Source organism: Roseburia inulinivorans DSM 16841, from assembly GCF_000174195.1.
In the GTDB taxonomy this organism is placed as follows: Bacteria; Bacillota; Clostridia; order Lachnospirales; family Lachnospiraceae; genus Roseburia; species Roseburia inulinivorans.
In genome coordinates this window covers 60317-83410 of the sequence record NZ_ACFY01000040.1, presented here as the reverse complement: position 1 = coordinate 83410, position 23094 = coordinate 60317, and the positions used below count along the sequence as shown (strand labels likewise).

24 protein-coding genes are annotated in these 23094 nt (G+C 42.0%); 1 reads left to right on the top strand and 23 read right to left on the bottom strand.

Features of this window, described 5'->3' with window-relative positions; all coding sequences use genetic code 11:
* Positions 1-3: 3 nt before the first annotated feature.
* A complete protein-coding gene (gene pheA, locus ROSEINA2194_RS04390; RefSeq protein ID WP_044927191.1) occupies positions 4-1155 on the bottom strand; it encodes a prephenate dehydratase in 1152 nt (383 codons plus the stop codon).
* A gap of 140 nt (positions 1156-1295) precedes the next feature.
* Between pheA and ROSEINA2194_RS04385 the strand changes: the two genes are divergently transcribed.
* Positions 1296-2300 carry a DUF5050 domain-containing protein gene (locus ROSEINA2194_RS04385; protein WP_007883849.1) on the top strand — a complete coding sequence of 335 codons (1005 nt, stop codon included), beginning with the start codon at positions 1296-1298 and terminating at the stop codon, positions 2298-2300.
* A gap of 93 nt (positions 2301-2393) precedes the next feature.
* On the opposite strand, the gene ROSEINA2194_RS04380 is transcribed toward ROSEINA2194_RS04385, so the two are convergent.
* The 22 genes from ROSEINA2194_RS04380 to ROSEINA2194_RS04285 form a co-directional block, all read right to left on the bottom strand.
* Positions 2394-6932 carry a PolC-type DNA polymerase III gene (locus ROSEINA2194_RS04380; protein WP_007883847.1) on the bottom strand — a complete coding sequence of 1513 codons (4539 nt, stop codon included), beginning with the start codon at positions 6930-6932 and terminating at the stop codon, positions 2394-2396.
* Positions 6933-6934: 2 nt separating this feature from the next.
* Positions 6935-8002, bottom strand: coding sequence for a flavodoxin-dependent (E)-4-hydroxy-3-methylbut-2-enyl-diphosphate synthase (gene ispG / locus ROSEINA2194_RS04375; RefSeq protein ID WP_227970783.1), 1068 nt, complete (start codon positions 8000-8002; stop codon positions 6935-6937).
* 32 nt (positions 8003-8034) lie between these two features.
* On the bottom strand, positions 8035-9075 hold the full coding sequence (gene rseP, locus ROSEINA2194_RS04370) for an RIP metalloprotease RseP (protein WP_007883844.1): 1041 nt from the start codon (positions 9073-9075) through the stop codon (positions 8035-8037).
* Positions 9076-9130: 55 nt separating this feature from the next.
* Positions 9131-10270: a 1-deoxy-D-xylulose-5-phosphate reductoisomerase gene (dxr, locus tag ROSEINA2194_RS04365; protein ID WP_007883842.1), complete on the bottom strand. Its 1140-nt coding sequence runs from the start codon at positions 10268-10270 to the stop codon at positions 9131-9133.
* 19 nt (positions 10271-10289) lie between these two features.
* Positions 10290-11096 carry a phosphatidate cytidylyltransferase gene (locus tag ROSEINA2194_RS04360; protein WP_007883840.1) on the bottom strand — a complete coding sequence of 269 codons (807 nt, stop codon included), beginning with the start codon at positions 11094-11096 and terminating at the stop codon, positions 10290-10292.
* Positions 11096-11815, bottom strand: coding sequence for an undecaprenyl pyrophosphate synthase (gene uppS, locus ROSEINA2194_RS04355; RefSeq protein ID WP_007883839.1), 720 nt, complete (start codon positions 11813-11815; stop codon positions 11096-11098). The genes ROSEINA2194_RS04360 and uppS overlap by 1 nt, the downstream gene beginning before the upstream one ends.
* 156 nt (positions 11816-11971) lie before the next feature.
* Positions 11972-12523, bottom strand: a complete 552-nt coding sequence (gene frr / locus ROSEINA2194_RS04350; protein ID WP_007883838.1) for a ribosome recycling factor — start codon at positions 12521-12523, stop codon at positions 11972-11974.
* Positions 12524-12587: 64 nt separating this feature from the next.
* A complete protein-coding gene (gene pyrH / locus ROSEINA2194_RS04345; protein ID WP_007883835.1) occupies positions 12588-13283 on the bottom strand; it encodes a UMP kinase in 696 nt (231 codons plus the stop codon).
* Positions 13284-13307: 24 nt separating this feature from the next.
* Complete coding sequence (locus ROSEINA2194_RS04340; RefSeq protein WP_007883833.1) at positions 13308-14132, bottom strand: polymer-forming cytoskeletal protein; 825 nt, start codon at positions 14130-14132, stop codon at positions 13308-13310.
* Positions 14133-14155: 23 nt separating this feature from the next.
* On the bottom strand, positions 14156-15139 hold the full coding sequence (locus ROSEINA2194_RS04335) for a polysaccharide deacetylase family protein (RefSeq protein WP_007883832.1): 984 nt from the start codon (positions 15137-15139) through the stop codon (positions 14156-14158).
* A 188-nt stretch (positions 15140-15327) separates the two neighbouring features.
* Positions 15328-17019: a methyl-accepting chemotaxis protein gene (locus ROSEINA2194_RS04330; RefSeq protein ID WP_007883831.1), complete on the bottom strand. Its 1692-nt coding sequence runs from the start codon at positions 17017-17019 to the stop codon at positions 15328-15330.
* Positions 17020-17222: 203 nt separating this feature from the next.
* Positions 17223-18158, bottom strand: a complete 936-nt coding sequence (gene tsf / locus ROSEINA2194_RS04325) for a translation elongation factor Ts (protein ID WP_007883830.1) — start codon at positions 18156-18158, stop codon at positions 17223-17225.
* Positions 18159-18237: 79 nt separating this feature from the next.
* Complete coding sequence (rpsB, locus tag ROSEINA2194_RS04320; RefSeq protein WP_044927190.1) at positions 18238-18978, bottom strand: 30S ribosomal protein S2; 741 nt, start codon at positions 18976-18978, stop codon at positions 18238-18240.
* A 171-nt stretch (positions 18979-19149) separates the two neighbouring features.
* Positions 19150-19743 (bottom strand): MltG/YceG/YrrL family protein, encoded by a 594-nt coding sequence (locus ROSEINA2194_RS04315; protein WP_007883826.1) that lies wholly within the window; start codon positions 19741-19743, stop codon positions 19150-19152.
* Positions 19740-19871 carry a DUF6115 domain-containing protein gene (locus ROSEINA2194_RS21760; RefSeq protein WP_252832550.1) on the bottom strand — a complete coding sequence of 44 codons (132 nt, stop codon included), beginning with the start codon at positions 19869-19871 and terminating at the stop codon, positions 19740-19742. Before ROSEINA2194_RS21760 ends, ROSEINA2194_RS04315 begins: the two co-directional genes overlap by 4 nt.
* Positions 19856-20329, bottom strand: a complete 474-nt coding sequence (locus ROSEINA2194_RS21755) for a DUF6115 domain-containing protein (protein WP_252832549.1) — start codon at positions 20327-20329, stop codon at positions 19856-19858. Before ROSEINA2194_RS21755 ends, ROSEINA2194_RS21760 begins: the two co-directional genes overlap by 16 nt.
* Positions 20330-20346: 17 nt before the next feature.
* Positions 20347-20496 carry a hypothetical protein gene (locus tag ROSEINA2194_RS21750; protein ID WP_007883823.1) on the bottom strand — a complete coding sequence of 50 codons (150 nt, stop codon included), beginning with the start codon at positions 20494-20496 and terminating at the stop codon, positions 20347-20349.
* 11 nt (positions 20497-20507) lie between these two features.
* Positions 20508-20825, bottom strand: coding sequence for a hypothetical protein (locus tag ROSEINA2194_RS04305; RefSeq protein WP_007883822.1), 318 nt, complete (start codon positions 20823-20825; stop codon positions 20508-20510).
* Positions 20826-20836: 11 nt separating this feature from the next.
* Positions 20837-21607 (bottom strand): FliA/WhiG family RNA polymerase sigma factor, encoded by a 771-nt coding sequence (locus ROSEINA2194_RS04300; protein ID WP_007883821.1) that lies wholly within the window; start codon positions 21605-21607, stop codon positions 20837-20839.
* A gap of 20 nt (positions 21608-21627) precedes the next feature.
* Positions 21628-21897, bottom strand: a complete 270-nt coding sequence (locus tag ROSEINA2194_RS04295) for a hypothetical protein (RefSeq protein WP_021923932.1) — start codon at positions 21895-21897, stop codon at positions 21628-21630.
* 33 nt (positions 21898-21930) lie between these two features.
* Positions 21931-22416 carry a chemotaxis protein CheD gene (locus ROSEINA2194_RS04290; RefSeq protein WP_007883819.1) on the bottom strand — a complete coding sequence of 162 codons (486 nt, stop codon included), beginning with the start codon at positions 22414-22416 and terminating at the stop codon, positions 21931-21933.
* 9 nt (positions 22417-22425) lie between these two features.
* Positions 22426-23055 (bottom strand): chemotaxis protein CheC, encoded by a 630-nt coding sequence (locus tag ROSEINA2194_RS04285; protein ID WP_007883818.1) that lies wholly within the window; start codon positions 23053-23055, stop codon positions 22426-22428.
* Positions 23056-23094 lie beyond the last annotated feature (39 nt).

Below are 23094 nucleotides of genomic sequence, written 5' to 3'. Positions count from 1 at the left end.
AGTTTATTCATTCCCTTCTGCACTCACATAATTGCCAAGTATTTTCAAACGGATCGTCTCCTCTGTCAGCCCCCGCAGCGCATTCTGTACGGCTGCATCATTGAGGTTTCCCTCAATGTCAACAAAGAAGCGGTACTCCCACGCTTTTCCCTGCACCGGTCTGGACTCGATCTTATTCATGTTGATTCCGTTGTAGATAAAATGGGACAGCTTATGGTACAGCGAACCGCTCTCATGCGGAACTTCAAAAGAGATACTGATCTTATTGGCTCTCGATTCAAAAATCTTCTTGTTTGCCACAATGATAAACTTTGTATAATTTTTTTTATTGTTCTGGATTGCCTCATCCAGCACTTTCAAACCGTAAATATCCGCAGTCAGGGTGCTTGCGATCGCTGCCTTGTTCTTTTTTCCATCTTCTTTGATCTTCTGGGCGGACATCGCAGTATTTTTCAGACTGTGCTTTTCCCAGTCTCTGTGGCTCTCAAGGTATTTCGAGCACTGCATCAGCGCCTGTGGGTGGGAATAAATGTCGGTGATATCGTCCATGTCTGCTTCCGGCAGGCCCAAAAGTGCATGGTCGATACGGATGATCTGCTCGCCCACGATATAATTATTGTATTCCACCATAAGATCATAGTTCTCGGAAACGATTCCGGCAGATGAATTCTCAATTGGGAATACAGCGTAATCGGCCTCTCCGTTTTGGATGGCTTCCATCGCATCCCGCCACGTATCCACATGATAACTGTCTGCATTCTCCCCGAAATACTCATTCAGCGCAAGCTGTGAATATGCGCCTTCCGTTCCCTGAAATACGATTTTAGCATTTTTGTAATTCAGATGATCTACTTCTTTAAAATCGGTTTTTTCCGTCTGACCATGTTCTGTCAGTAGCTGATACTGACGCTTCCGGCTCATGGACATGATCTGCTCGAACAGTTCACGGATACCATGTTTTAAAAATGGCGTAGTTCCTTTTCTGCTCAATGTTTCCAACTTGGAAACCTCACGCTGCTTGTCAAATACTTTCTTTCCCACAGCAATTTTATATTCAGCAACTTCCTCTGAAATTGCCATTCTGCGTTCATACAGATCCACGATCTGACTGTCGATCTGATCAATCTCATCTCTTAGTTCCAATAAATCTCTCATAAAAAATCCAAGCCTTTCCATTTATTATTTATAATATATTACATTCACAGTTTGCTTGCAAGAGAACACTTGCGTCATGGTATACAGAAATGCTATACTTTTTATAGATAAAGATTATAAATCAAAGAGGTGATTTACTTATGAAAAAAATTTGGAAATGGCTGCTTTTTGTGTTGGTGATCCTTCTTGCTGCCGGGTGTGTTTTCCTCTACCGGTACATAAACCGCATTCGGTATAATGACGGTTATGTCAACGGCAACACTGCGGGAAATCTGTATAACGAAGGATATTTCTGTGAAAAAGATGGTATTGTCTACTTTGCCAACCCTGCCGACAACTACTGTCTGTACTCCATGAACCCGGACGGCACAAACATCAAAAAGTTAGAGGATCAGAGTGTCAGCTACATCAACGTGGATGACCACTACATTTATTACTGTAAACTTAAGGGAAAAAGCGCTGATTCGTTTTCCTTCCTCCCGGTCAATACCAACAGCTTATGCCGGCTGGACATTGACGGAAAAGGAAAACCTGAAATTTTAGATGATGATCCGTGTATGTATGCTTCCCTGGTTGGAAATTATCTGTACTATCTGCATTATGATACCACTGATGCAACCACGCTGTACAAAGTCAAAATTGATGGCAAGGAAAAAGAGCAGGTAGAAAAACAGTCCTACTTTACCGCAAGTACCGATGGACAATATATTTATTATAACGGACTGACAGACAATCATAATATCTATGAGATGGACACTTCCAATGACCACGCAAAAGTCATCTATGAGGGGAACTGCTGGATGCCGGTGAAAGACGGAAACAATCTTTATTTTATGGACTGTGAAAACGATTACCGCATTGCCAAAGTCGATCTGACAAATGGTGAAAAAACGCTGGTCACGGACTGCCGTGTCGACTGCTATAATGTCACAGGCGATAAAATCTTTTTTCAGAAAAATGATAAGACAAATCCGGCCATCTGTTGTATTAATACAGATGGAAGCAATTATCAGGAATTAAAAGAAGGCAACTACACTGCCATTAATGTAACTTCCACTTATGTCTATTTTAAAGATTTTACGACCAAAACCCCTTATTATACATCTGTTGCTGCCCCGGGCAATGTACAGATTTTCAATCCGTAAGCAGGCGTTGTTACAATGCAATTTTTTACAAAAAAAGAAACGTCAGGAAACTTCATTTTTTCCTGGCGTTTCTTTATCCCGCAAAACAAATATTTATGCAAAATCAAATAACGACAACTGATTGGACTCCGGCATATCGCCCAGCAGTCCAAGATCTGCCATAAGATCGATGGTAGATTTCGTTACTTTGGTTCTCTGACGGAAATCATCTTTGGATAAGAACTTTCCGTCTTTTGCTGCTTCCGCAACCGCGATTGCAGCATTGTCGCCCATACCCTCGATCGTATTTAACGCCGGCATAAGTTTTCCATCGATGATCTGGAAACGGCCCGGCAGTGCACGGTAAATATCAATTGGCGTGAAATCAAAGCCTCTCGCATACATCTCCTGCACAATTCGCATATCACGGTAGACATCCTGCTCTTTTTTGGAAAGAGAATCTTTTCTTCTCGTGTAATCTTTATAAAAATATTCCAGACGCTCTTTTCCCTGACACATGATCTCATAGTTGAAACCGGTCGCACGAATGGAAAAATATGCTGCATAATAGGCGAGTGGATAAAAAACTTTACAGTATGCAATACGCCACGCCATCATAACGTAGGCAGCCGCATGTGCTTTCGGGAACATATACTTGATCTTTAAACACGAATCAATATACCATTCCGGTACATTATGTGCCCGCATCTCTTCCTTCCATTCTTCCTTTAATCCCTTACCTTTTCGAACAGACTCCATAATGGTAAAGGACTGCTCACTGTCAAGTCCCATACTGATCAGATAAATCATAATATCATCACGGGTACAGATTGCAGTAGAAATCGTTGCAATCCCCTGCTCAATTAAAGTCTGTGCATTTCCCAACCACACATCCGTACCATGCGAAAGTCCTGAAATTCGGATCAGATCCGAAAATTCGGTCGGTTTCGCATCAATAACCATCTGCATCGCAAAATCTGTTCCAAACTCCGGGATTCCTAAACATCCCAGGGGAATACCGTTGATGTCTTCCGGTTCTACTCCCAATGCAGAGGTATTCATAAACAGCGACATGACTGTCTGATCGTCCAAAGGGATCGTCTGTGGATCAAGTCCTGTCAAGTCCTGTAACATACGGATCATGGTCGGATCATCGTGTCCGAGAATGTCCAGTTTTAATAAGTTATGGTCGATGGAATGGTAATCAAAATGAGTCGTAACCGTTGCAGTCGTCATATCGTTTGCCGGATGCTGTACCGGAGTAAACGTATTAATCTCCTCGCCCACCGGAAGAACAACGATACCTCCCGGATGCTGTCCGGTCGTTCTCCGGACGCCGACACATCCCTGTACAATACGGTCAATCTCACAGTTTCTCTTGTGAATTCCACGCTCTTCATAATAATTTTTGATATATCCAAATGCAGTCTTATCCGCAAGTGTACCAATCGTTCCGGCACGGAATGTCTGTCCGTAACCGAAAATAACCTCACAGTAAGCATGGGCTTTACTCTGATACTCACCGGAAAAGTTTAAGTCGATATCCGGCTCTTTATTTCCCTTGAATCCAAGGAAGGTCTCAAATGGAATATCAAATCCATCTTTTACCAGCTTTTTGCCACACACCGGACAAATCTTATCCGGCATATCACAACCACTTCTTCCGGAAAATGCCTTGACTTCCGGTGAATCAAAATCGCTGTATTTGCAATATTCGCAACGGTAATGCGCCTGCAATGGATTTACCTCCGTGATACCGGACATGGTCGCTGCAAAAGAGGAACCTACCGAACCACGGGAACCTACAAGGTAACCATCCTCGTTCGACTTCCATACAAGCTTCTGTGCGATAATATACATTACCGCATATCCATTGGAAATAATCGAATTTAATTCTCGGTCAAGCCGCTCCTTTACGATCGGAGGCAGTTCTTCACCATACATGCTGTGCGCCTTGTTATAGCAGATATCACGGAGCATCTGATCCGAATTCTCGATAAACGGCGGACACTTATCCGGTCTTACCGGTGCAATCTTCTCACACATATCCGCAATTTTGTTTGGATTTGTAATGACGACCTCTTCTGCCTTGGCACTTCCAAGATATTCGAATTCCTTTAGCATTTCTTCGGTTGTTCGAAGATATAACGGTGCCTGCTCGTCAGCATCCTTAAATCCCTTTCCGGCCATAATAATACGGCGGTAGATTTCATCTTCCGGGTCAAGGAAATGCACATCGCAGGTAGCCACCACAAGCTTGTTAAATTCCTCCCCCAGTCTGCAGATCCTGCGGTTGATATCCTGCAGCTCTTCCATCGTATTCACCGGCTCCTTGTCACTGCGCAACATGAACTCATTGTTTCCAAGCGGCTGTATCTCCAGATAATCATAGAACTTTACAAGTCTTATGATCTCTTCCTGCGGTCTTCCGCCCACAATCGCACGGTATAATTCTCCAGCTTCACAGGCAGAGCCTAAAAGAAGTCCCTCTCTGTATTTGACAAATTCACTTTTTGGCACACGTGGCCTCTTATTATAATACGTGAGGTGTGAAAGTGAAACCAGACGATACAGATTGATACGTCCGATGTCATTTGTCGCCAGAATAATTGCATGGTAGGTCGGCATTTTCATGACCGTTTCCGGGGAGGTGGAAACCATATGGTTCACATCATCGAGATTTTCCATACCGCGTTCTTTTAACATCTCAATAAATTTCACAAAAATTTCTGCTGTACAGGCAGCATCGTCAACTGCACGATGATGGTTTTCCAGTGAGACATTCAATGCCTTTGCAACGGTATCGAGTTTAAAACGATTCAGGTTCGGCAGCAGGATTCTGGCAAGAGCCACTGTATCTATGATCGTAAACTCTCTCTCTATCCCCTGATCCTTGCAGTTTTTCTTAATAAAACTCATATCAAATTCCGCATTGTGGGCAACCATGATCGCACCCTCGCAGAACTTCATAAATTCCGGCAGAATCTCCTCAATCTTCGGTGCATCAATGACCATATCATCCTTAATTGAGGTCAATTCCTCGATTCGGAATGGAATTGGCACTTCCGGGTTTACAAATGTCGAAAAGCGGTCTGTAATGACACCACCGACTACTTTCACTGCACCGATCTCAATAATCTTATTCTTATCCGGGCTGAAACCGGTCGTCTCCAAGTCGAACACCACAAAGGTTTCATCGAGGCTCTGTCCTTTCGAATCTGTGATAATATCCTTCAAGTCGTCCACCAGATACGCTTCCACACCGTAGATAACCTTAAAATCGTCATCCGGACTCAGTGCATGGTTTGCATCCGGGAATGCCTGTACATCGCCGTGGTCGGTGATCGCAATCGCCTTATGTCCCCATTTCATGGCACGCTTTACGATGTCTTTACACTCGGACACACCATCCATATCACTCATCTTTGTATGACAGTGCAATTCCACACGCTTCTCCGGACTGGTGTCCATACGGGTGGTCGTAAAGTCTGCAATCTTCTTAATTCCAACGATCGAACCGATTGTTAATTCACTGTCAAACTTATCGATTGTCGTGACACCTTTGATTTTTAAGAATGCCCCTTTTTTCAGATTGCCAAGAAGCTCATCCCTGTCTTCATTTCTTGTAAATATTTTCAGGACAATGGAATCCGTAAAATCTGTGACCGACATGATAATGATTGTCTTTTCGTTACGGATCTCCCTCGTCTCAACCGTCATGACCTGACAGCGGATGGTAACTTCACCCATCTCACCCACGATTTTCTCCAATGGGATGGTTTCTCCATCCTCAATATCACGACCGTAAATTACATCCGGATTATCGGATTTTTTACCTCCGCCAAAGCCACCGCCATCATAACGTTTTTTAAACTCTTTCCGTGGTCCGTCATATGTTTTTTTTGCAGTATTTCCTGCACCATTTGCAGATTTTGCATCGTTTTTTGCAGGTTTTACGGCGTTTCCACCACCTGTAGAACCACTGTCTCCAGATGTTGTAGTCTGACCGGAAGCTGCACTTTTTTCATTGGCATCTGAAGCAACTGCAACTGTCTCTCCGTCCTCATCCTTCAAATTGATATTTTTTAATATATTTTTGATTTCAAACTGAATCTGAAGATCACTGTTTTTCTTGTACCTGCTCTCTTTTGGTTCCTCAAAGTCAAGGTCAACAATCAGGTTCATGCCACAGCGCTCACACACGATTTTCTCTAAAAATTCCACAATTTCATGGGAGCGTGTCTGTGCAATGATCGTATTTTCCAGTACAAGATGCAGATGACTGTCATCCGTAAATTCCATTTTGGAAGCACGCAGCAGATTGTATTCCATCAGACTGTAGGCTTTTAACTCTTCTAAAATACTGTCCTTATACATATCCATCAGCGTGCGGGCGGTATACTGCTCGGAGAGCTGATACTTTTCGATAATACGGACATTCATCCGTTTTCCCTTAAATATCTGCTCCTCAATGGATTTTTCTAACTGCGTAATGTTATTTTTATGTATGAGATGACTGCCCAAAAGATAGACACGGATATGATCTCTCTCATGATTCATCCCTACCTTGGTAACTTCCATCTCAGATAAAATTTTCTTCATATCCCCGGACACATCCAGTGTCGGAAAGACATCAAAAAATAGTTTTGCCATAATTATTCATTCCAATGTAACAGTTCATAGCGGAGTGCCTCTAAAAGTTCTGACTCCGGCACTTTTTTGAATACCTCGCCATGTTTGATTATAAGTCCCTCGCCGATTCCTCCGGCAATTCCGATATCTGCTTCTTTTGCCTCTCCCGGACCATTTACAACACATCCCATAACGGCAACTTTAATGTCAAGTGGAATATCTGCAACCATATTTTCTACCTGATTTGCCAGTTGGATCAGATTGATCTGTGTTCTTCCGCAGGTTGGACAGGATACTACTTCCACACCGCCTTTGCGAAGTCCAAGCGTTTTTAAAATCAATTTGGCAGATTTGATTTCCTCTGATGGATCGCCTGTCAGGGAAACCCTGATCGTATCACCGATTCCCTGGTGTAAGATCAATCCAAGTCCGATGGCAGACTTGATATTACCGCTGATAATCGTACCAGCCTCCGTGATTCCGACATGCAGCGGATGATCGGTCTGGCTTGCGATCAGTTCATGTGCTTTCACACACATCATAACATCCGAAGATTTGATACTGATGACAAGATTATCATATCCCATATCTTCAATCAGTTTTACTTTATCCAAAGCACTTTCTACCAGTCCCTCAGCCGTCACTCCATGGTATTTCTCCACCAGATCTTTTTCTAAGGAACCACTGTTTACCCCTACACGGATTGGAATGTTGCGCTCTTTTGCGACATCCACCACTGCCTTTACACGCTCCGCGCTTCCGATATTGCCAGGGTTGATACGGATCTTGTCTGCTCCATTCTCCATTGCTGCAATTGCAAGACGATAGTCAAAATGAATGTCTGCAACGACCGGAATCTGCACCTGTTTTTTTATCTCCTTTAATGCCTTCGCTGCATCCATCGTAGGCACTGCACAGCGGATGATATCACATCCGGCAGCTGTAAGCTGATTGATCTGTGCGGCAGTTGCCTCCACATTCTCGGTTTTTGTATTGGTCATAGACTGGATCAAAATCGGGTTGCCGCCGCCAATGATGCGGTTGCCGATCTTCACTGTTTTTGTCATTGTTCTTCTCCCTTTCGTATAAATTCTTACTGGATAATTGCGAAACTTTTTCTAATCTACATAAACAACTTACGAATGTCGTTAAACATGATCAGTATCATGAGTGCAAACAATATCATGATACCGGCAAAATGTACCATGCCCTCTTTTTCCGGGTCAACTTTTTTGCCACGGATCGCCTCTACCAGCAAAAATACAAGTCTTCCACCGTCGAGTGCCGGGAGTGGCAGAAGGTTCATGACACCAAGGTTCGCAGAAAGCAGGATACTGATATACAGCATTTGCAGGAATGCATAGAAGTAGCCGTAGGAAACACTCTGCTCATAGCTGTCTCCGATTGCACTGACAATTCCTACCGGACCACTCATATCATTGACGGTAACGCCTCCGGTAAAGAGCATCTTTAAGCTTCCAAGTGTCGTATAGATCCAGTACTCCACCTCGTAAGCACTGTATTTTGCCAGCGTGAATACATTGTTTGTTGTCTTCTCTCTGGCTGCCATTCCAATAAATCCATATAAATATCTTCCGGTGGTCTCATCATATTTTGGAGTGAGTTCCGTTGTGTAACGTTCTCCATCCCGCTCATAAGTTACTTTCACCGGTTCTCCGGCATGGTACATGGAATATGCACTCACCTCACGGTAAAAATGAATATGTTTATTTCCCATTTTTACAATCGTATCACCTGCCTGAAGTCCCGCTTCCTCTGCGGCATAACCCTCACTCACATCTGAGAGTACCGGAAGATCATATCCGGTGCAGCAGACAAGAATAAAAGAGAAGATAAAGGCCATGATAAAATTAAAAATTGGTCCCGCAGCTACAACGCTGATCCTTGCCCAGACAGATTTGTTGTTAAACGCTTTGTTATCCTGGCTTTCCGAATCCTCTCCCTCCATCATGCAGGCTCCTCCAAATGGAAGCAGTTTGATGGAGTATTTTGTCTCACCTTTCTGGATTCCGAAAAGTGTAGGTCCTAATCCAAGTGAAAATTCATTGACACGGATTCCATTTGCCTTTGCAAGCAAAAAATGTCCCAGTTCATGAAACAGGATAATAATGCTGAATATCAGTAATGCGATAATAATTTTCATGTAAAAAACCTTTCCTGATGTCTTGTTGCATTTTTAAATGCGTTTTATTTTGCACTCATCTTTTTTCAATAAACTCATAAGCAGCTGCTTCTGTCCCCAAAATTTCATCCACATCCGGATGATCGATAAACTCTGCATTTTCCATACATGCCTCGATCAACTCTGTGATCTCCGGATAAGAAATCTTCCGGTCTAAAAACAGACTGACCGCTTTCTCATTGGCAGCATTGTACACAGTCGGAATATTTCCGCCCTTTTCCATTGCCTGATATGCAAGTGCAAGCCCGCGAAATGTATCGGTATCCGGCTTCTCGAAGGTAAGATCTGCAATTTCAAACAGATCCAGTCTCCTGCCCGAAAGATTCCGGCGCTCCGGATAATAAAGTGCATACTGGATTGGAAGTCTCATATCCGGCGTGCCAAGCTGTGCGATCACTGCTCCATCCTGATACTCTACAGCAGAATGAATGACACTCTGCGGATGTACTACAACCTGAATCTGATCTAAAGCCACATCAAAGAGCCATTTTGCTTCCATCACTTCCAGTCCTTTATTTACCAATGTGGAAGAATCAATCGTGATTTTTCTTCCCATGCTCCAGTTTGGATGTTTCAGGGCATCTTCCACCTGAATATTCTTAAGTTCATCTGCTTTTCTTCCACGGAACGGTCCACCGGAAGCTGTCAGTAAAATCCTGCTGATCTTATTATCTCCGGCACCCTGCAACGACTGGAAAATCGCACTGTGTTCGCTGTCCACCGGAAGAATTGGCACCTTGTATTCCTTTGCAAGCGGAATAATAATATGTCCGGCAGTGACAAGTGTTTCCTTGTTTGCCAAAGCAATTTTCTTTCCTGCTTTAATTGCAGCAATCGTTGGTCTGATTCCAAGCATACCAACAATTGCAGTCACTAAAATCTCACTCTCCGGAATCACCGATACTTCAAGAAGTCCTTCCATGCCAGACACGATTTTTATGCCGAGGTCTTTTGTATTTGTACGAAGTTCTGATGCCTTTTTTTCATCCCATACACTGACAAGAGATGGTCTGAACTCCCTCATCTGTGCTTCTAACAAACTGATATTACTTCCGGCAGCCATTGCCACTACCTGAATATCCCCCTGCTCTCTTACAATATCGAGTGTCTGTGTACCGATAGAACCGGTAGAACCTAAAATTGCAATTTTTTTCATATTTTATGTTTTCCTTATCTTATAATTTAATAAAGTTCACTGCAAGGAAATAAATGATCGGTGCAGTAAAGATCACACTGTCAAAACGGTCTAAAATACCACCGTGCCCCGGAATCAGTTTTCCATAATCTTTGATCTCATAATTACGCTTGATGGCGGATGCAGTCAGATCCCCCACCATAGAGATTAAAGCTCCAACCGCACTGATTCCTGCCATAATCCAGACATGTGTCTGATCAATCTGCATGGCACTTTTAAAGATCATGCCATAAATAATCGTAAGAAGCGCTGCACCTACAACACCGCCGACAGCACCCTCCACTGATTTCTTCGGACTTAATTTTGGCGACATTTTATGTTTCCCAATCAACATTCCTACACAGTATGCACAGGTGTCGCATCCCCAGGAGCACAAAAAAACAAGCCATACAATGTAGGCACCTGCCTCAATCATACGTGTCTGATACACATACGACAGCATCACAGCAACATAGAACACGCCAAAAAATGCTGCAAGTACCTGTTCCGTCTTATACTTCGGATATGTAAATACATATGCGAACATCATAAGAATCAAAACACCTAATACAAACACCATTGTATCCGGCAAAAATGCAAATTTCAGATTACAATAATACACGGTCGCTGCCAGATAACCAATGATTCCAACCGCCTCTTTTTCAATGTGAAAAATGCGATATAATTCAAACATACCAATATAGGAAATAATCAGTGTTGAGATCAGCAGAACATCTCCGCCTGTAATGATCAGAACCAGTGCTGCGATCACTAACACGATTCCACTTAATAATCTTGTCTTAAACATTATATTTCTCCATCCTCCTCTGAGAGTGCGCCAAACCTGCGGTCACGTTTATTATATGCTTCAACTGCCTTTTCTAATTCTTCTTTATGGAAGTCCGGCCATGGAACTTCCGTAAAATAAAATTCACTGTAAGCCAGCTGCCATAAGAGATAATTCGATAAGCGCTGTTCCCCACTGGTGCGGATCAACAGATCCGGATCCGGAATATCTTTCGTATCCAGATAAGCTTCAAAATGTGTCTCATCAATCTCGTTTTCCTGCAATTTGCCGTCACGGAGATCTGCATACATTTTCCGCATGCCCCGGAGCATCTCATCTCGGCTTCCATAATTGATCGCAATCTGCAGATTCAAACCATCATTGTGTGCAGATGCAGACTCCAATTCTTTGATCTGATTTTGAAACTTCTCACTGAGCTTTGTGGTATCTCCGATCACCCGGACACGCATATTATTCTTATCCGCAGTTTTAATACAGTTTTTCAGATAAGATTCCAGTAATTTCATCAATGCATTTACTTCGTTATCCGGCCGGTTCCAGTTCTCGGTAGAAAAAGCATATAAGGTAAGGTATTTTATTCCCATATCATGGGCTGCCTGGCAGACCGTCTCCACATTCTTAGCCCCGACCGTATGTCCGTAATTTCTTGGCATTCCTTTGCTTTTTGCCCATCTTCCATTTCCATCTAATATAATTGCTACATGTTGTGGGATCTTCATGCTCTCTGTTTATCCTTTCTGTTCCAGTCAAACGGCACAAAACTTTGTGATCCTTCTGTTCCGCTGTCATTGCAAAATATTGTTCTTTTATTAGTTACGAAAATGAGGACACGATTTTCTCATGCCCCCACTCTTTCTTTTATTCTGTCAATTTATTTATACAGTTAAAATTTCTTTTGTTTTAACTTCTACTGCTTCATCGACAGCTGCAATATATTTATCTGTCATCTTCTGAGCATTTTCTTCCAATGCTTTGATTTCATCTTCTGAAACATCCTCTTTTGCAAGTTTCTTGAAGGAATCATTTGCATCACGACGAATATTACGAATGGCTACTTTTGCACTCTCACCTTTCTTCTTTACGTCTTTTGCAAGATCTTTACGTCTTTCCTCTGTCAGTTCTGGGAATAAAAGACGGATTGTCTTTCCATCATTGGTAGGATTGATTCCAAGATCAGATGTCATGATCACTTTCTCAATCTCTTTTACCATAGAAGCTTCCCATGGCTGAATCTGAATCATTCTAGGTTCCGGAACATTTACGTTTGCCACCTGCTGGATAGGTGTTGGTGTTCCGTAATAATCAACTCTCAATTTATCAAGAACATGTGGATTGGCACGTCCGGCACGGATACTTCCAAATTCCTCTGATAAATTGTTCATTGTTTTCTGCATTTTCTCATCGAACTGAACTAATCTCTCGTCCATATTAATCCTCCTTGTTTTTGCGAAGCAAAAATCCGAACTCCGAGTGAGGAGAGGATTTAGCCTCCTAAACTGTTACCTTTGTGCCATTAAATTCTCCACTCATGGCCTTTACAATACTATTTTCTTCATTTAATCCGAACACATACATCGGCATCTTGTTTTCCATGCACATAATGGATGCTGTAAGATCTACTACAGCGAGCTTCTGGTCAATTACCTCCTGAATAGATACCTCATCATACTTCTTAGCAGCCGGATTCAGCTTCGGATCACTGTCATAGACACCATCAATTGCCTTTGCAAGATAAATACCTTCTGCTTCCATCTCAATTGCGCGTAATACGATTCCCGTATCGGTAGAAAAATAAGGATGACCTGTTCCACCTGCAAAGAAAACAATCTTTCCCTCATTGAAACATTTATCTGCCTCATCTTTAGAGAAAAGCTTTGTCATACTTCCACATAAAAATGGTGTAAAAATCTCTGTATCCATTCCAACAGAACGGAAAATCTCAGATACATAGATACAGTTCATAATGGTTGCTAACATACCGATCTGATCCGCCTTAGGTCTGTCGATCGTCTCGGAAGTTCTTCCTCTCCAGAAATTACCACCACCGATCACAATACCAATCTGGATTCCTTTATCTGCAATCTGCTTTACCTGTTTTGCAACTTCTGTAACGGTTGGTTCATCAAAACCAGTGTGTTTTTCACCGGCTAATGCTTCTCCACTTAATTTCAAAAAAACTCGTTTCATTTATGCATCCATTTCCTTTCTGGATTATTCATTATTCTTGGAAGCAAAAAGGCTCTCAACATCAACATCTGAGTAGCACTGGGAGCAGAAACCTTCGATGACTGCACCATTGTTGATCTGTACGGAACGGGATTTGATGTTACCCATAACAACAGCGGATGTATCGACAACAACAGGTCCCTGAACATCAATATCTCCTTTGATTGCTCCTGCAATAACTGCAGATGAAGATGTTACATTACCAATGATCACAGAGCCAAGTCCGATCTTAACAGTACCTGTGCTTACGACTTCTCCCTCAATCTTAGCTGCATCAGCAAAAAATTCAGAAGAATTGCTGTTACCTGTTACTGTACCTGTTACAACAAGTTTTCCGTTACATCCAATGTCTCCCTGAACGTTTCCTCTGATGTCTAAAGATCCGTTGGATACGATATCTCCTTTGATGATCGTTCCCTCTGTAATTACAGATACCTCATCTGATACTGGTTTTGTTTCATTGACAACTGGTGTTATATTGTCTGCCATTTTTCTTTCCTCCTGAGTGTTTTTCACATGATTTTCCGGGATCACCGGCTGTTCGATTTTTGTTTCACCTGCTGGCTTTGGCTGCGGTACGGACGGAACTGGCTGATCCTGCACTGAAGTCTGCTGTTTTGCAGTCTGTGAAGTCACCTGCTCTAAAAGACCGTCTAATTTGGAAAGTTCAGATTCAACATCAACTTCATTTTCCAAAGTGTTCACAACTAAATCTTCATTTGCTGCGCCATCTTCTAAATTGTCCTCACCCGGCATCAGTTCATTCACTGCCTGTGAAAAATCATCTTTAAAATCTTTAAAAAATCCCATAATCTTCCTCCATTTATATTTAGTTAGTCAATACTGTCTGCCTTCACATATTGAATAACTGATGTATCTTCATCAATCGGCAGGATCTCAGCGCCCATTTCATTCAATGCCTCGATCAATGGTGCTAAAGCCTCTACCGTTGCTGACTTATCCGATGCGTCATGTAACAAAACAACTGACGTTTTATATTTTACTACATCATCCATCACATTCGCAACTATTTCCTCGGATGAATATGCATTCGATGCTGCATCTCCCGCAGAAACGTTCCAGTCATAATAAATAACTCCCTGTTCATTCAGGTAATGGATAAAATCACTCATTGGTACGTTACTGATCTGGTTACTGCTTCCACCCGGGAAACGATAGTAAATACTGTTCACTCCTGTGACCTGATACAATTCATCACGTAAGCGTTCAAAATCTTCTTCAAATGCCTCATCTGACTGATAGATCTGGCTGTATTTGTTGGAATAAGAATGCATGCCGAGCGTATGTCCCTCATCTGCGATTCTCTGATACAGTGCCTGGGATTCTTCATCCTCTTTCCCGACCACAAAAAAAGTTGCCTTCACATCATATTGAGCCAATATGTCCAGAATCTCTCCGGTATGATCAGAAGGCCCGTCTTCGAAAGTCAGGTAAACCTTATGTATATCGCCATCCCCGGCAAGATTCTCTTCCTCTGAAATGCCGGTAGCCGGCGGTGTCACAGACTCATAGGTTTTTGGTGTCTCTGTTGCTTCAGTGACATCGGTATAAACAGACTCCCCGGCACTTTCCGGTTTCTGCGCATTTTCCTGCTGAACCTGTTCCTTCGAACTGACTGTCACAATATTATCCAGTTTATGCTGAATCTTTATTACCTGCACAAATAAAACAATGATCAGTATCATCGACAGGATGATCCATCCGGCAATCGTCATTATAATACCATTCCGAATCCGTCCGATTCTTTTTCTTCGTTTTCTTTGATTATTTATTGCCTCTGTATCTTTATCCTGCATGGAATAACCCCCAAGCTTATCATTTGTCTCCTATCTATTGTAACACATTTTTTGATTTTTCAAAGCAGAAAACAGCATATAATCGTATGATTTTTTCAAATTATTGCAATTATTGTCAGAATTTTCCTATTTTAAAAGGGGCAAGCCGTCAAAACAGCTCTGCCCCTCCGCATCCAATTACAAATCTGTTACTCTAATGTAAATTTAGTAACAATATCTCTCAGCTCATCTACACACTGATAACATTCTTTTACTTTATCTGTTGCGGATGATGTCTTCTCTACCATGCCGGAAGTTTTTTCTGCAATATCCGTAACGCCCACAGAGGATTCACCCACCGTATCGTTGATGCCGCTCAAAGCACTTGCGATCTGCTCGATCGCACCTGCAAGTTGCGCCATGGATGTCTTGATTCCCTCCATGCTGCTCTTAAATACATTCGCATCATCCTTGTACTGTTCGCTTACCTGTTCAAATTCCTTGTAATCAGCAGATACGCTCTTCTCAAGGAACTCTGTTGTCTCTTCCAGACATTCCGACATATTGCCGACTGCCTCGTTTACTTCTTTTACAATCGCACTGATATTGGCAATTGCCTGGGAAGTCTGGTCTGCAAGGCTTCCAATTTCAGTTGCAACTACAGCAAATCCTTTTCCTGCTTCTCCTGCTCTTGCCGCCTCGATGGATGCGTTCAAAGCCAGAAGACCTGTCTGGGAAGAAATCTCCATGATAGTTCCTGTCAGTTCATTGATCTTCTCAACTGCTTTGGAGCCTTCAATTGCTTTTTCAGCTTTCTCCTTGACAGAATTATAAATCTCCATTGTCTTATTGCTTGCGGTGACAGTCTTGGTACGAAGCTGTAAAGCACGATCCATAACAGTTTCTGAATTCTTTGCACCTTCCTCTGCCATGGTATTGATAGTTTCAGCTTCTCCCTTGATCTGGGACACATTCTCATTGATCGTGACAGTTGTCGCTGCTGTCTCCTGCATACCGGCAGCAAGCTGCTGGCTGGTTGCCGAGTTATCGGAACACATCTGGTTCACCGTATCCGTAACCTCATTTAACTCAGACACATTCTCATTGATCTTCTGTCCTGCATCCTGGATACTGGCAACCATATCACGCAGATTTTTGCGCATAATATGCATTTCAGCTGCCATAATCCCAATCTCATCTTTTCTGCTGTATAATCTTCTGCTGTTAGCATTATGGGTAAAGTCAAAATTAGCTGTTCTCGTAATAATATAAGTCAGCTGGTGAATTGGTTTTGTGATCATGTTTGTCAAAACCAATGCAGCCAGACAGCAGATGATCAGACAGACACCCGTAGTAATCTGCATTAACCTTACCATATTGGTGATTGGTTCCATGATCTCACCTTTATCTGCAGACATCACAACAATCTTGTGGTCAGATGTCAGTGCATATGCAGCATATTTGACTGTTCCGTTAAAATTATAGGTTACAACCGCATCCTGTGGGATATTGCCTGATTGAAGCTGGCTCACAACGCCCTTTACAACCTCATTTTCCACAGATTTTCCAATTTTATCTGCAGTCGGATGATAAAGCATCGTGCCGTCAGAATCTACAAGATATCCATAGGCAGACGACACACCCTCCATGCGCATATCCTGCATGACAGCTGCACACTGGGTGGAAAAATCTACCTCTGCCGGAATCTTGTCCAATGTTTTTGCCGCTGATTCCGTAAGGCTCAAAATAAATTTCTCGTTGACATTGCTGACTGTCGCCGAAGCCCTTACATTTGCGATTGAAATACACGCCATAAGCGATAAAGCCACCATCACAACCACCATTAGCATGATCTTCGCTGCGATGGAATGGATAAATGATACTTTTTCTTTTGTTTCCATGACTATAACACTCCTTCTTATTTTCTGGTCTGTGTAACATCAACACTACGTTTGTAATAGTTATGTTAACTTCTTTACAGACACAATGATAAGACATTTGGCAAGGCTTTTTCAAGAATATTTTACAGCCATTTTTATAAATTACCGACAAAAAATGCCCTGAAAACATAATCGTCCTCAGGGCTTTTCAAAATCAGATTTTATTATGCGTTCATCTGTGCTGCAACTTCAGCTGCAAAGTCTTCCTGTTTCTTTTCGATTCCTTCACCAGTCTCGAAACGAACAAATCTCTTAACGCTTACAGGTGTACCAACTGCTTTGGAAACTTCGTCTAAATATTTAGCAACAGTCTGTTTTCCATCTTCAGCTTTTACATAAACCTGATCTACTAAGCAGATTTCTTTTAATTCTTTGCTTACACGTCCTTCGATCATACCATTGATCACTTTCTCCGGTTTCTGGGACTCTTTTGGATCGTTCATGATCTGAGCTAAGAGAATCTCTTTCTCATGTGCGATATATTCTTCGCTGATCTCATCTCTGGAAACATATTTTGGATTTAAAGCTGCAATCTGCATTGCAAGGTTTGTTAAAGCTTCTTTTACAGCATCGTTTACAACTGCTGTTTCAGCCTCAACGATAACACCGATTCTACCGCCACCGTGTACGTAAGATACAACACATCCGTTTGTAGCAACAACTTTCTCAAATCTACGGATTTTAAGGTTCTCACCGATCACTGCAACTTTCTCTACTAAAGCATCTTTTACAGTCTTAGATGGATCCTCATTCCATTTTTCTTCCATGAATGCATCCATATCAGCTGCATCAGACTCAACAGCCTGCTCTGCAACAGCTTTTACGAACTGCTGGAATGTCTCGTTTTTAGCAACAAAGTCTGTCTCAGAGTTAACTTCGACAACAGCTGCTGTCTTGTCATCTTTTACAACTACTGTACAAAGACCTTCTGCAGCAATTCTGCTTGCTTTCTTCTCAGCTTTTGCCTGTCCATTTTTTCTTAAGTACTCAACAGCCTCGTCCATATTTCCGTCTGTCTCGCCTAAAGCTTTTTTACAATCCATCATTCCTGCGCCTGTTAATTCACGCAGTTCTTTTACCATAGCTGCTGTAATAGCCATTTTCGTATCCTCCAATATGAATAAATGTTTTTAAAAAATATGCTGTCTGGTTAACCAGACAGCATATTGTAGGTCCTTCTTATGCTTCTGCTTCTTCTGCAACAGCAGCTTCTTCAGCTACTTCTTCTAAAGCTTCTGCACCCTGATTTGCTTCAATAACAGCGTCTGCCATTTTAGAAACGATTAATTTTACGGCTCTGATAGCATCATCGTTACCAGGAATTACATAATCTAATTCTTCTGGATCGCAGTTTGTATCAGCAATACCGATCAGTGTAATTCCTAATGTATGAGCTTCCTGAACACAGATTCTCTCTTTCTTAGGATCTACGATAAAGATAGCATCTGGGATTTTCTTCATTTCCTTGATACCACCAAGGTTTTTCTCTAATTTCTCCCATTCTTTCTTAAGAGCGATAACTTCTTTCTTAGGTAATACTTCGAAAGTACCATCAGCTGCCATTGTCTCAATCTCTTTTAATCTTGCGATACGGCTCTGGATAGTCTTGAAGTTTGTTAACATACCACCTAACCATCTCTCGTTTACATAGAACATTCCACAACGCTCTGCTTCAGATTTGATAGCATCCTGAGCCTGTTTCTTTGTTCCTACGAAAAGGATTGTACCACCTTCAGCAGCGATATCAGACATAGCTTTGTAAGCTTCATCTACTTTACCTACAGATTTCTGTAAGTCGATGATATAGATACCATTTCTCTCTGTGTAGATGTATGGAGCCATTTTAGGATTCCATCTTCTTGTCTGATGTCCGAAATGAACACCTGCTTCTAATAACTGTTTCATTGAAATAACACTCATTTTTTTACCTCCATGGTTTTGTTTTCTTCCATGTGTATCATTCTTGCAGACAACCAAATCTGGCACCGGTCTGTAAGTCAGCACATGTGATTTTTCCCGGAAGATTCTTTTCTTCCAAGTTGAGCCTTGTAGATTATAGCACAGGCTTTTCCTGTATGCAAGCATTTTTTTCTATTGAGGACCAAGTTTTAAAATCTGATAGATTTCCTCATAATCTAATCCATAAGGAATGGAGTAACTTCCCACACTGATGGAAGATGCAAAGCCCTTCTGTCCAAGGAACTTGCGGAATGCCTCCGCATCGTCCACAACTCCGTTTGCCTGAAGATTTTCACAGACAATTCTGCACACATCTCCTCTGTTTACAACCAATGTATACGGCGCTGCATTCACGGCTGTGTTGTTTTCCTCATTTGCCTCTGATGATACTTCTGTTGCCACTTCTGTATCTGTCATCTCTGATTCCGGATTCTCTGTTTCATCTGCAGTCACCGGTTCTTCTGTATTTGCAGCAGCCTCTGTCGTCTGTTCCTCAATTTGTGCAGCTTCCGTTTCAGGAACTGCTGTCACTTCCGTGCTCTCTGTTGTCTCAGTGTCCTGCAACGGTTCTTCATCCTCCGGCATAACCATTCCAAGCTGTTTTGCTCTTGCAATGATATCCGCATCTGACATTGTAGGTTTATGCAGTGCAAATGCAATCATCAGAAGAATCGTTGTGACAATAATTCCAATGCCAAGACCTCTTAAATAATATTTTAATTTCACAGATTTTCGTCCCCTTTATACAATTCGATCACTAAATTCACTTCGCCAAGGCCACGTCCCAATTGTTTTGCAATCTCGACTTTGCTCAGTCCCTGTTCATAAAGTTTTAAAATCATATCATTTGACATGCCCTGTGCATCCGCTGTTTCCGGTTTTCCGTTTTCTGTTCAGGTTCCTGAATTTCTTGGAAACGATTCACCTGAACTTCAGGTTCCGGCTGCACATCTATCGTCTCTGTCATCGGTTGTACAACTGCATTCTGCTTCATTACAGGTTGTTGCACAACATGGGATTCTGCAACTGGTTTCCTGATTGAAGTGCCTGCTTTCGCGGACAGATTTTCCTGTAAATTTCGGATATCTGCAGCCAGACGCTGTAAATCTCCTGTCATAGATGTCATCTCGGTATGTTTGTCATTTAACATACTGTAAAGAAACATGATCTCATCATGTGTTTTCTTCATGGATTCCATAACCGTTTCAGAGTACTCATGAATCTGCATGATCTGTTCATTAGACTCTTTCTCCATGGCACGCTCTGCCTGTTCACCCGCTTCTTCGATTTTCTGTTCGATCACTTCATCCATCTGTGTACCGGCATTATTCACTTCACGTTCAATAATCTTTTTAATTCATCTTCACTTAATTCTGCGATCTTATTCAACTCTGAAGAAGATAATTTTTCGCTGATGAAAAAACTTCCAATCATAAAAACACATCCAACCAGAAGTAAGATAATTTCAATCATCGTCATGTTTCTGCTCCTTATACCTTGATATCAAATTCGGAAGTCTGTCCCTTCAAATAAACATTGTCAGCCTTTTGCTGCTTCTTGTCTTTTTTCTTCCGTTCTTCCTTTTCATAATGCCCATTTCCCTTTTCTTTGGCATCATAACGATAACCGGCATTCTCTTTTTCCCGGGCATGAACCACCTGATGGAGATTCTGCTCCACTTTTTTCATTTCCTGTGAAAAAATCGTCTGCTGTTCCACCACAGGTCTGTTGTCTTCATTCTGTTTTAAAGTACTCACGTCCTGCGTGCGTTGTATCATTCCGTTAAAATCAACTGGTCTGATGGACATAATGATCACCTCTACTCTCTGTCTATGAGAATTCCAAGATAATTTCCAAGCTTTTTGCGCATTTTCAAAAGAGCCTTCGTATGAAGCTGGGAAATTCTCGATTCCGATACTTCAAGAATGCTGCTGATCTCCTTTAATGTCAGATCTTCATAATAATATAAAAGAATTACCTTACGTTCCTTCTCTGTCAGGACTTCAAGGGATTCTTCCAGTTTCTGTTTCAGTTCTTCTTCCTCAACCTTATCTTCCGGCTGGATAAAATGGGAATTTCTCCGTGCATCCATGACCGGTTCCGCACCCTGCTCCAGATACTCGTTTAAGGAGACGATATTCGTGACTTTAAGCTGTGACTGCCATGTGGTAAGTTCGTCTTCTGAAAGTCCTAATTCCTGTGCGATCTCCTCGTCAGAAGCATTTTTTCCGGTACGCATTTCAACCTGTTTGATCGCCTCATCAATCTTTTTCTGTTTCTGTCTGACAGTTCTTGGAATCCAGTCCATTTTACGGATCTGATCTAATATCGTTCCACGAATCCGCAGACTCGCATATGTCTCAAACTTAACCTCTTTTCCGAGATCAAATTTATCGATCGCATCGATCAAACCAAAGATACCATAACTTACAAGATCATCATATTCCACATTATATCCGAGATACATGCTCAATCTTCCGGCAACAAGCTTGACAAGCGGCGAATATTCTATTATTAGTTTTTCTCTCAACTCCGGTGTCTTTTTTTTCTGATATTCTTCCCAGAGTTTCTCTCTATCTACCGTTTTCATATGAAGCCCCCAGGTTCAAGTTATTCACTCTTCTTCTCCCCGTCCGAGTCTGACTGTTCCTGTGTCTGTTCTTCTCCGGACTCTTCCTGGTTTTCTTCAGGTTCATCCATTTCTTTAAAGTTTTTATCAAGAACCAGTTTCACAATGCATCCTAATAAATAAAAAATAATTAAAACCGCAAGCAATGTCTTGATAAAAACATCCGTTTCCATATGCTGTACAATTCCAATGATGCATGTGACAAACCCTGCAAGCAGCATCACGACTGCCGGTATGCCTTTTGTTTTCATAATCTCTCCACTAAAAACGTTTTTCACGATTTTTTAAATAGTTTTAATTGGCTTTCCTACTGATTTTATCAGAAATTCTCCGGTGTCACAATGTAACTCGACCGTGCGTCCATAGTTTAATCCGGTGTCTTCGGCAACCAGCCGGATTCCTTTTTCTTTTAAAATCTTCTTTGCTGCTTCTGCATTTCTCGCACCGATATTTCCGACATCTGATAAACCACTGACCTCAAACATCTTCGCACCGCCAGCAATCTTGGCAACAAGCCTTGTCTTACTTGCCCCTGCAGCAATGACTTTTTTTAATAATTCTTCAATTCCTGTATCTGCGAATTTTGCCTTATTTGAATTGTTGCTCACTTTTGTGCTGTCCGGAAGCATATAATGAACCATGCCGCCAATCTTTGTAACCGGATCATAGAGCGTCAGTCCGATACAGGAACCAAGTCCAAGTGTTGTGAGTCCGTCAGGAGCCTTGCATACATTCAAATCCGCCATTCCAACCTTAATGATATTCCCCATACAAACTCCTTACAGTGACAACCCAAGTGCTGATAATATTTTGTAATAAGATTCCTGTTCCGGCATCAGAATAAAATAGCCTCTGATCGCTACATCTGCACAGATCTCTGTCTCGATCAATAATGCCCGGTCACCAACCAGACCAAACTCAATGGCCGGAACACTTAGAATAGCAGCCGCCATATCGACACAGATATACGGAACAGATGGTAAAATCGTTAAATTTGTCATGGAAGCCAGTGCTGAAAGGTAGGACGCTGTAATAATATTCCCCACCTCTTTCAATGCTGAAAGTTCCATTTCATCAAAAACTTCCATCTGCTCATGAACCACATTTTCCTTCATTAAAAGCTTATCCGCAAGATAATGTCCGGATTCTAAATCCAGCAGGAACATCATGCTTCCATCAATATCATGCGATACCTCAAGAAAAATACCGATCACCGTCTCTTCTTCCGGTCCGATCGCACTTCCTAATTTTCCTACGTCCATCAATTTTACATTTGGGACTTTCATGTCAATGCGGGTGCCGACCATATTTGCGATTGCGGTCGCTGCGTTACCGGAGCCGACATTTCCGATCTCCTTGAGCACGTCCACGTACATATCATTAACTTCATCCAACGTATACTTTGTCATTTATTTTCTCCATCTGTTTCTGCATAATAAACACAGTGA

Coding starts and splice junctions, on each gene's coding strand:
- pheA (WP_044927191.1), bottom strand. CDS start 1,155: ATGAGAGATTTATTGGAACTAAGAGATGAGATTGATCAGATCGACAGT.
- ROSEINA2194_RS04385 (WP_007883849.1), top strand. CDS start 1,296: ATGAAAAAAATTTGGAAATGGCTGCTTTTTGTGTTGGTGATCCTTCTT.
- ROSEINA2194_RS04380 (WP_007883847.1), bottom strand. CDS start 6,932: ATGGCAAAACTATTTTTTGATGTCTTTCCGACACTGGATGTGTCCGGG.
- rseP (WP_007883844.1), bottom strand. CDS start 9,075: ATGAAAATTATTATCGCATTACTGATATTCAGCATTATTATCCTGTTT.
- dxr (WP_007883842.1), bottom strand. CDS start 10,270: ATGAAAAAAATTGCAATTTTAGGTTCTACCGGTTCTATCGGTACACAG.
- ROSEINA2194_RS04360 (WP_007883840.1), bottom strand. CDS start 11,096: ATGTTTAAGACAAGATTATTAAGTGGAATCGTGTTAGTGATCGCAGCA.
- uppS (WP_007883839.1), bottom strand. CDS start 11,815: ATGAAGATCCCACAACATGTAGCAATTATATTAGATGGAAATGGAAGA.
- frr (WP_007883838.1), bottom strand. CDS start 12,523: ATGGACGAGAGATTAGTTCAGTTCGATGAGAAAATGCAGAAAACAATG.
- pyrH (WP_007883835.1), bottom strand. CDS start 13,283: ATGAAACGAGTTTTTTTGAAATTAAGTGGAGAAGCATTAGCCGGTGAA.
- ROSEINA2194_RS04340 (WP_007883833.1), bottom strand. CDS start 14,132: ATGGGATTTTTTAAAGATTTTAAAGATGATTTTTCACAGGCAGTGAAT.
- ROSEINA2194_RS04335 (WP_007883832.1), bottom strand. CDS start 15,139: ATGCAGGATAAAGATACAGAGGCAATAAATAATCAAAGAAAACGAAGA.
- ROSEINA2194_RS04330 (WP_007883831.1), bottom strand. CDS start 17,019: ATGGAAACAAAAGAAAAAGTATCATTTATCCATTCCATCGCAGCGAAG.
- tsf (WP_007883830.1), bottom strand. CDS start 18,158: ATGGCTATTACAGCAGCTATGGTAAAAGAACTGCGTGAATTAACAGGC.
- rpsB (WP_044927190.1), bottom strand. CDS start 18,978: ATGAGTGTTATTTCAATGAAACAGTTATTAGAAGCAGGTGTTCATTTC.
- ROSEINA2194_RS21760 (WP_252832550.1), bottom strand. CDS start 19,871: ATGTCAAATGATATGATTTTAAAACTTTATGAACAGGGACTGAGCAAA.
- ROSEINA2194_RS21755 (WP_252832549.1), bottom strand. CDS start 20,329: ATGGATGAAGTGATCGAACAGAAAATCGAAGAAGCGGGTGAACAGGCA.
- ROSEINA2194_RS21750 (WP_007883823.1), bottom strand. CDS start 20,496: ATGACGATGATTGAAATTATCTTACTTCTGGTTGGATGTGTTTTTATG.
- ROSEINA2194_RS04305 (WP_007883822.1), bottom strand. CDS start 20,825: ATGTCCATCAGACCAGTTGATTTTAACGGAATGATACAACGCACGCAG.
- ROSEINA2194_RS04300 (WP_007883821.1), bottom strand. CDS start 21,607: ATGAAAACGGTAGATAGAGAGAAACTCTGGGAAGAATATCAGAAAAAA.
- ROSEINA2194_RS04295 (WP_021923932.1), bottom strand. CDS start 21,897: ATGAAAACAAAAGGCATACCGGCAGTCGTGATGCTGCTTGCAGGGTTT.
- ROSEINA2194_RS04290 (WP_007883819.1), bottom strand. CDS start 22,416: ATGGGGAATATCATTAAGGTTGGAATGGCGGATTTGAATGTATGCAAG.
- ROSEINA2194_RS04285 (WP_007883818.1), bottom strand. CDS start 23,055: ATGACAAAGTATACGTTGGATGAAGTTAATGATATGTACGTGGACGTG.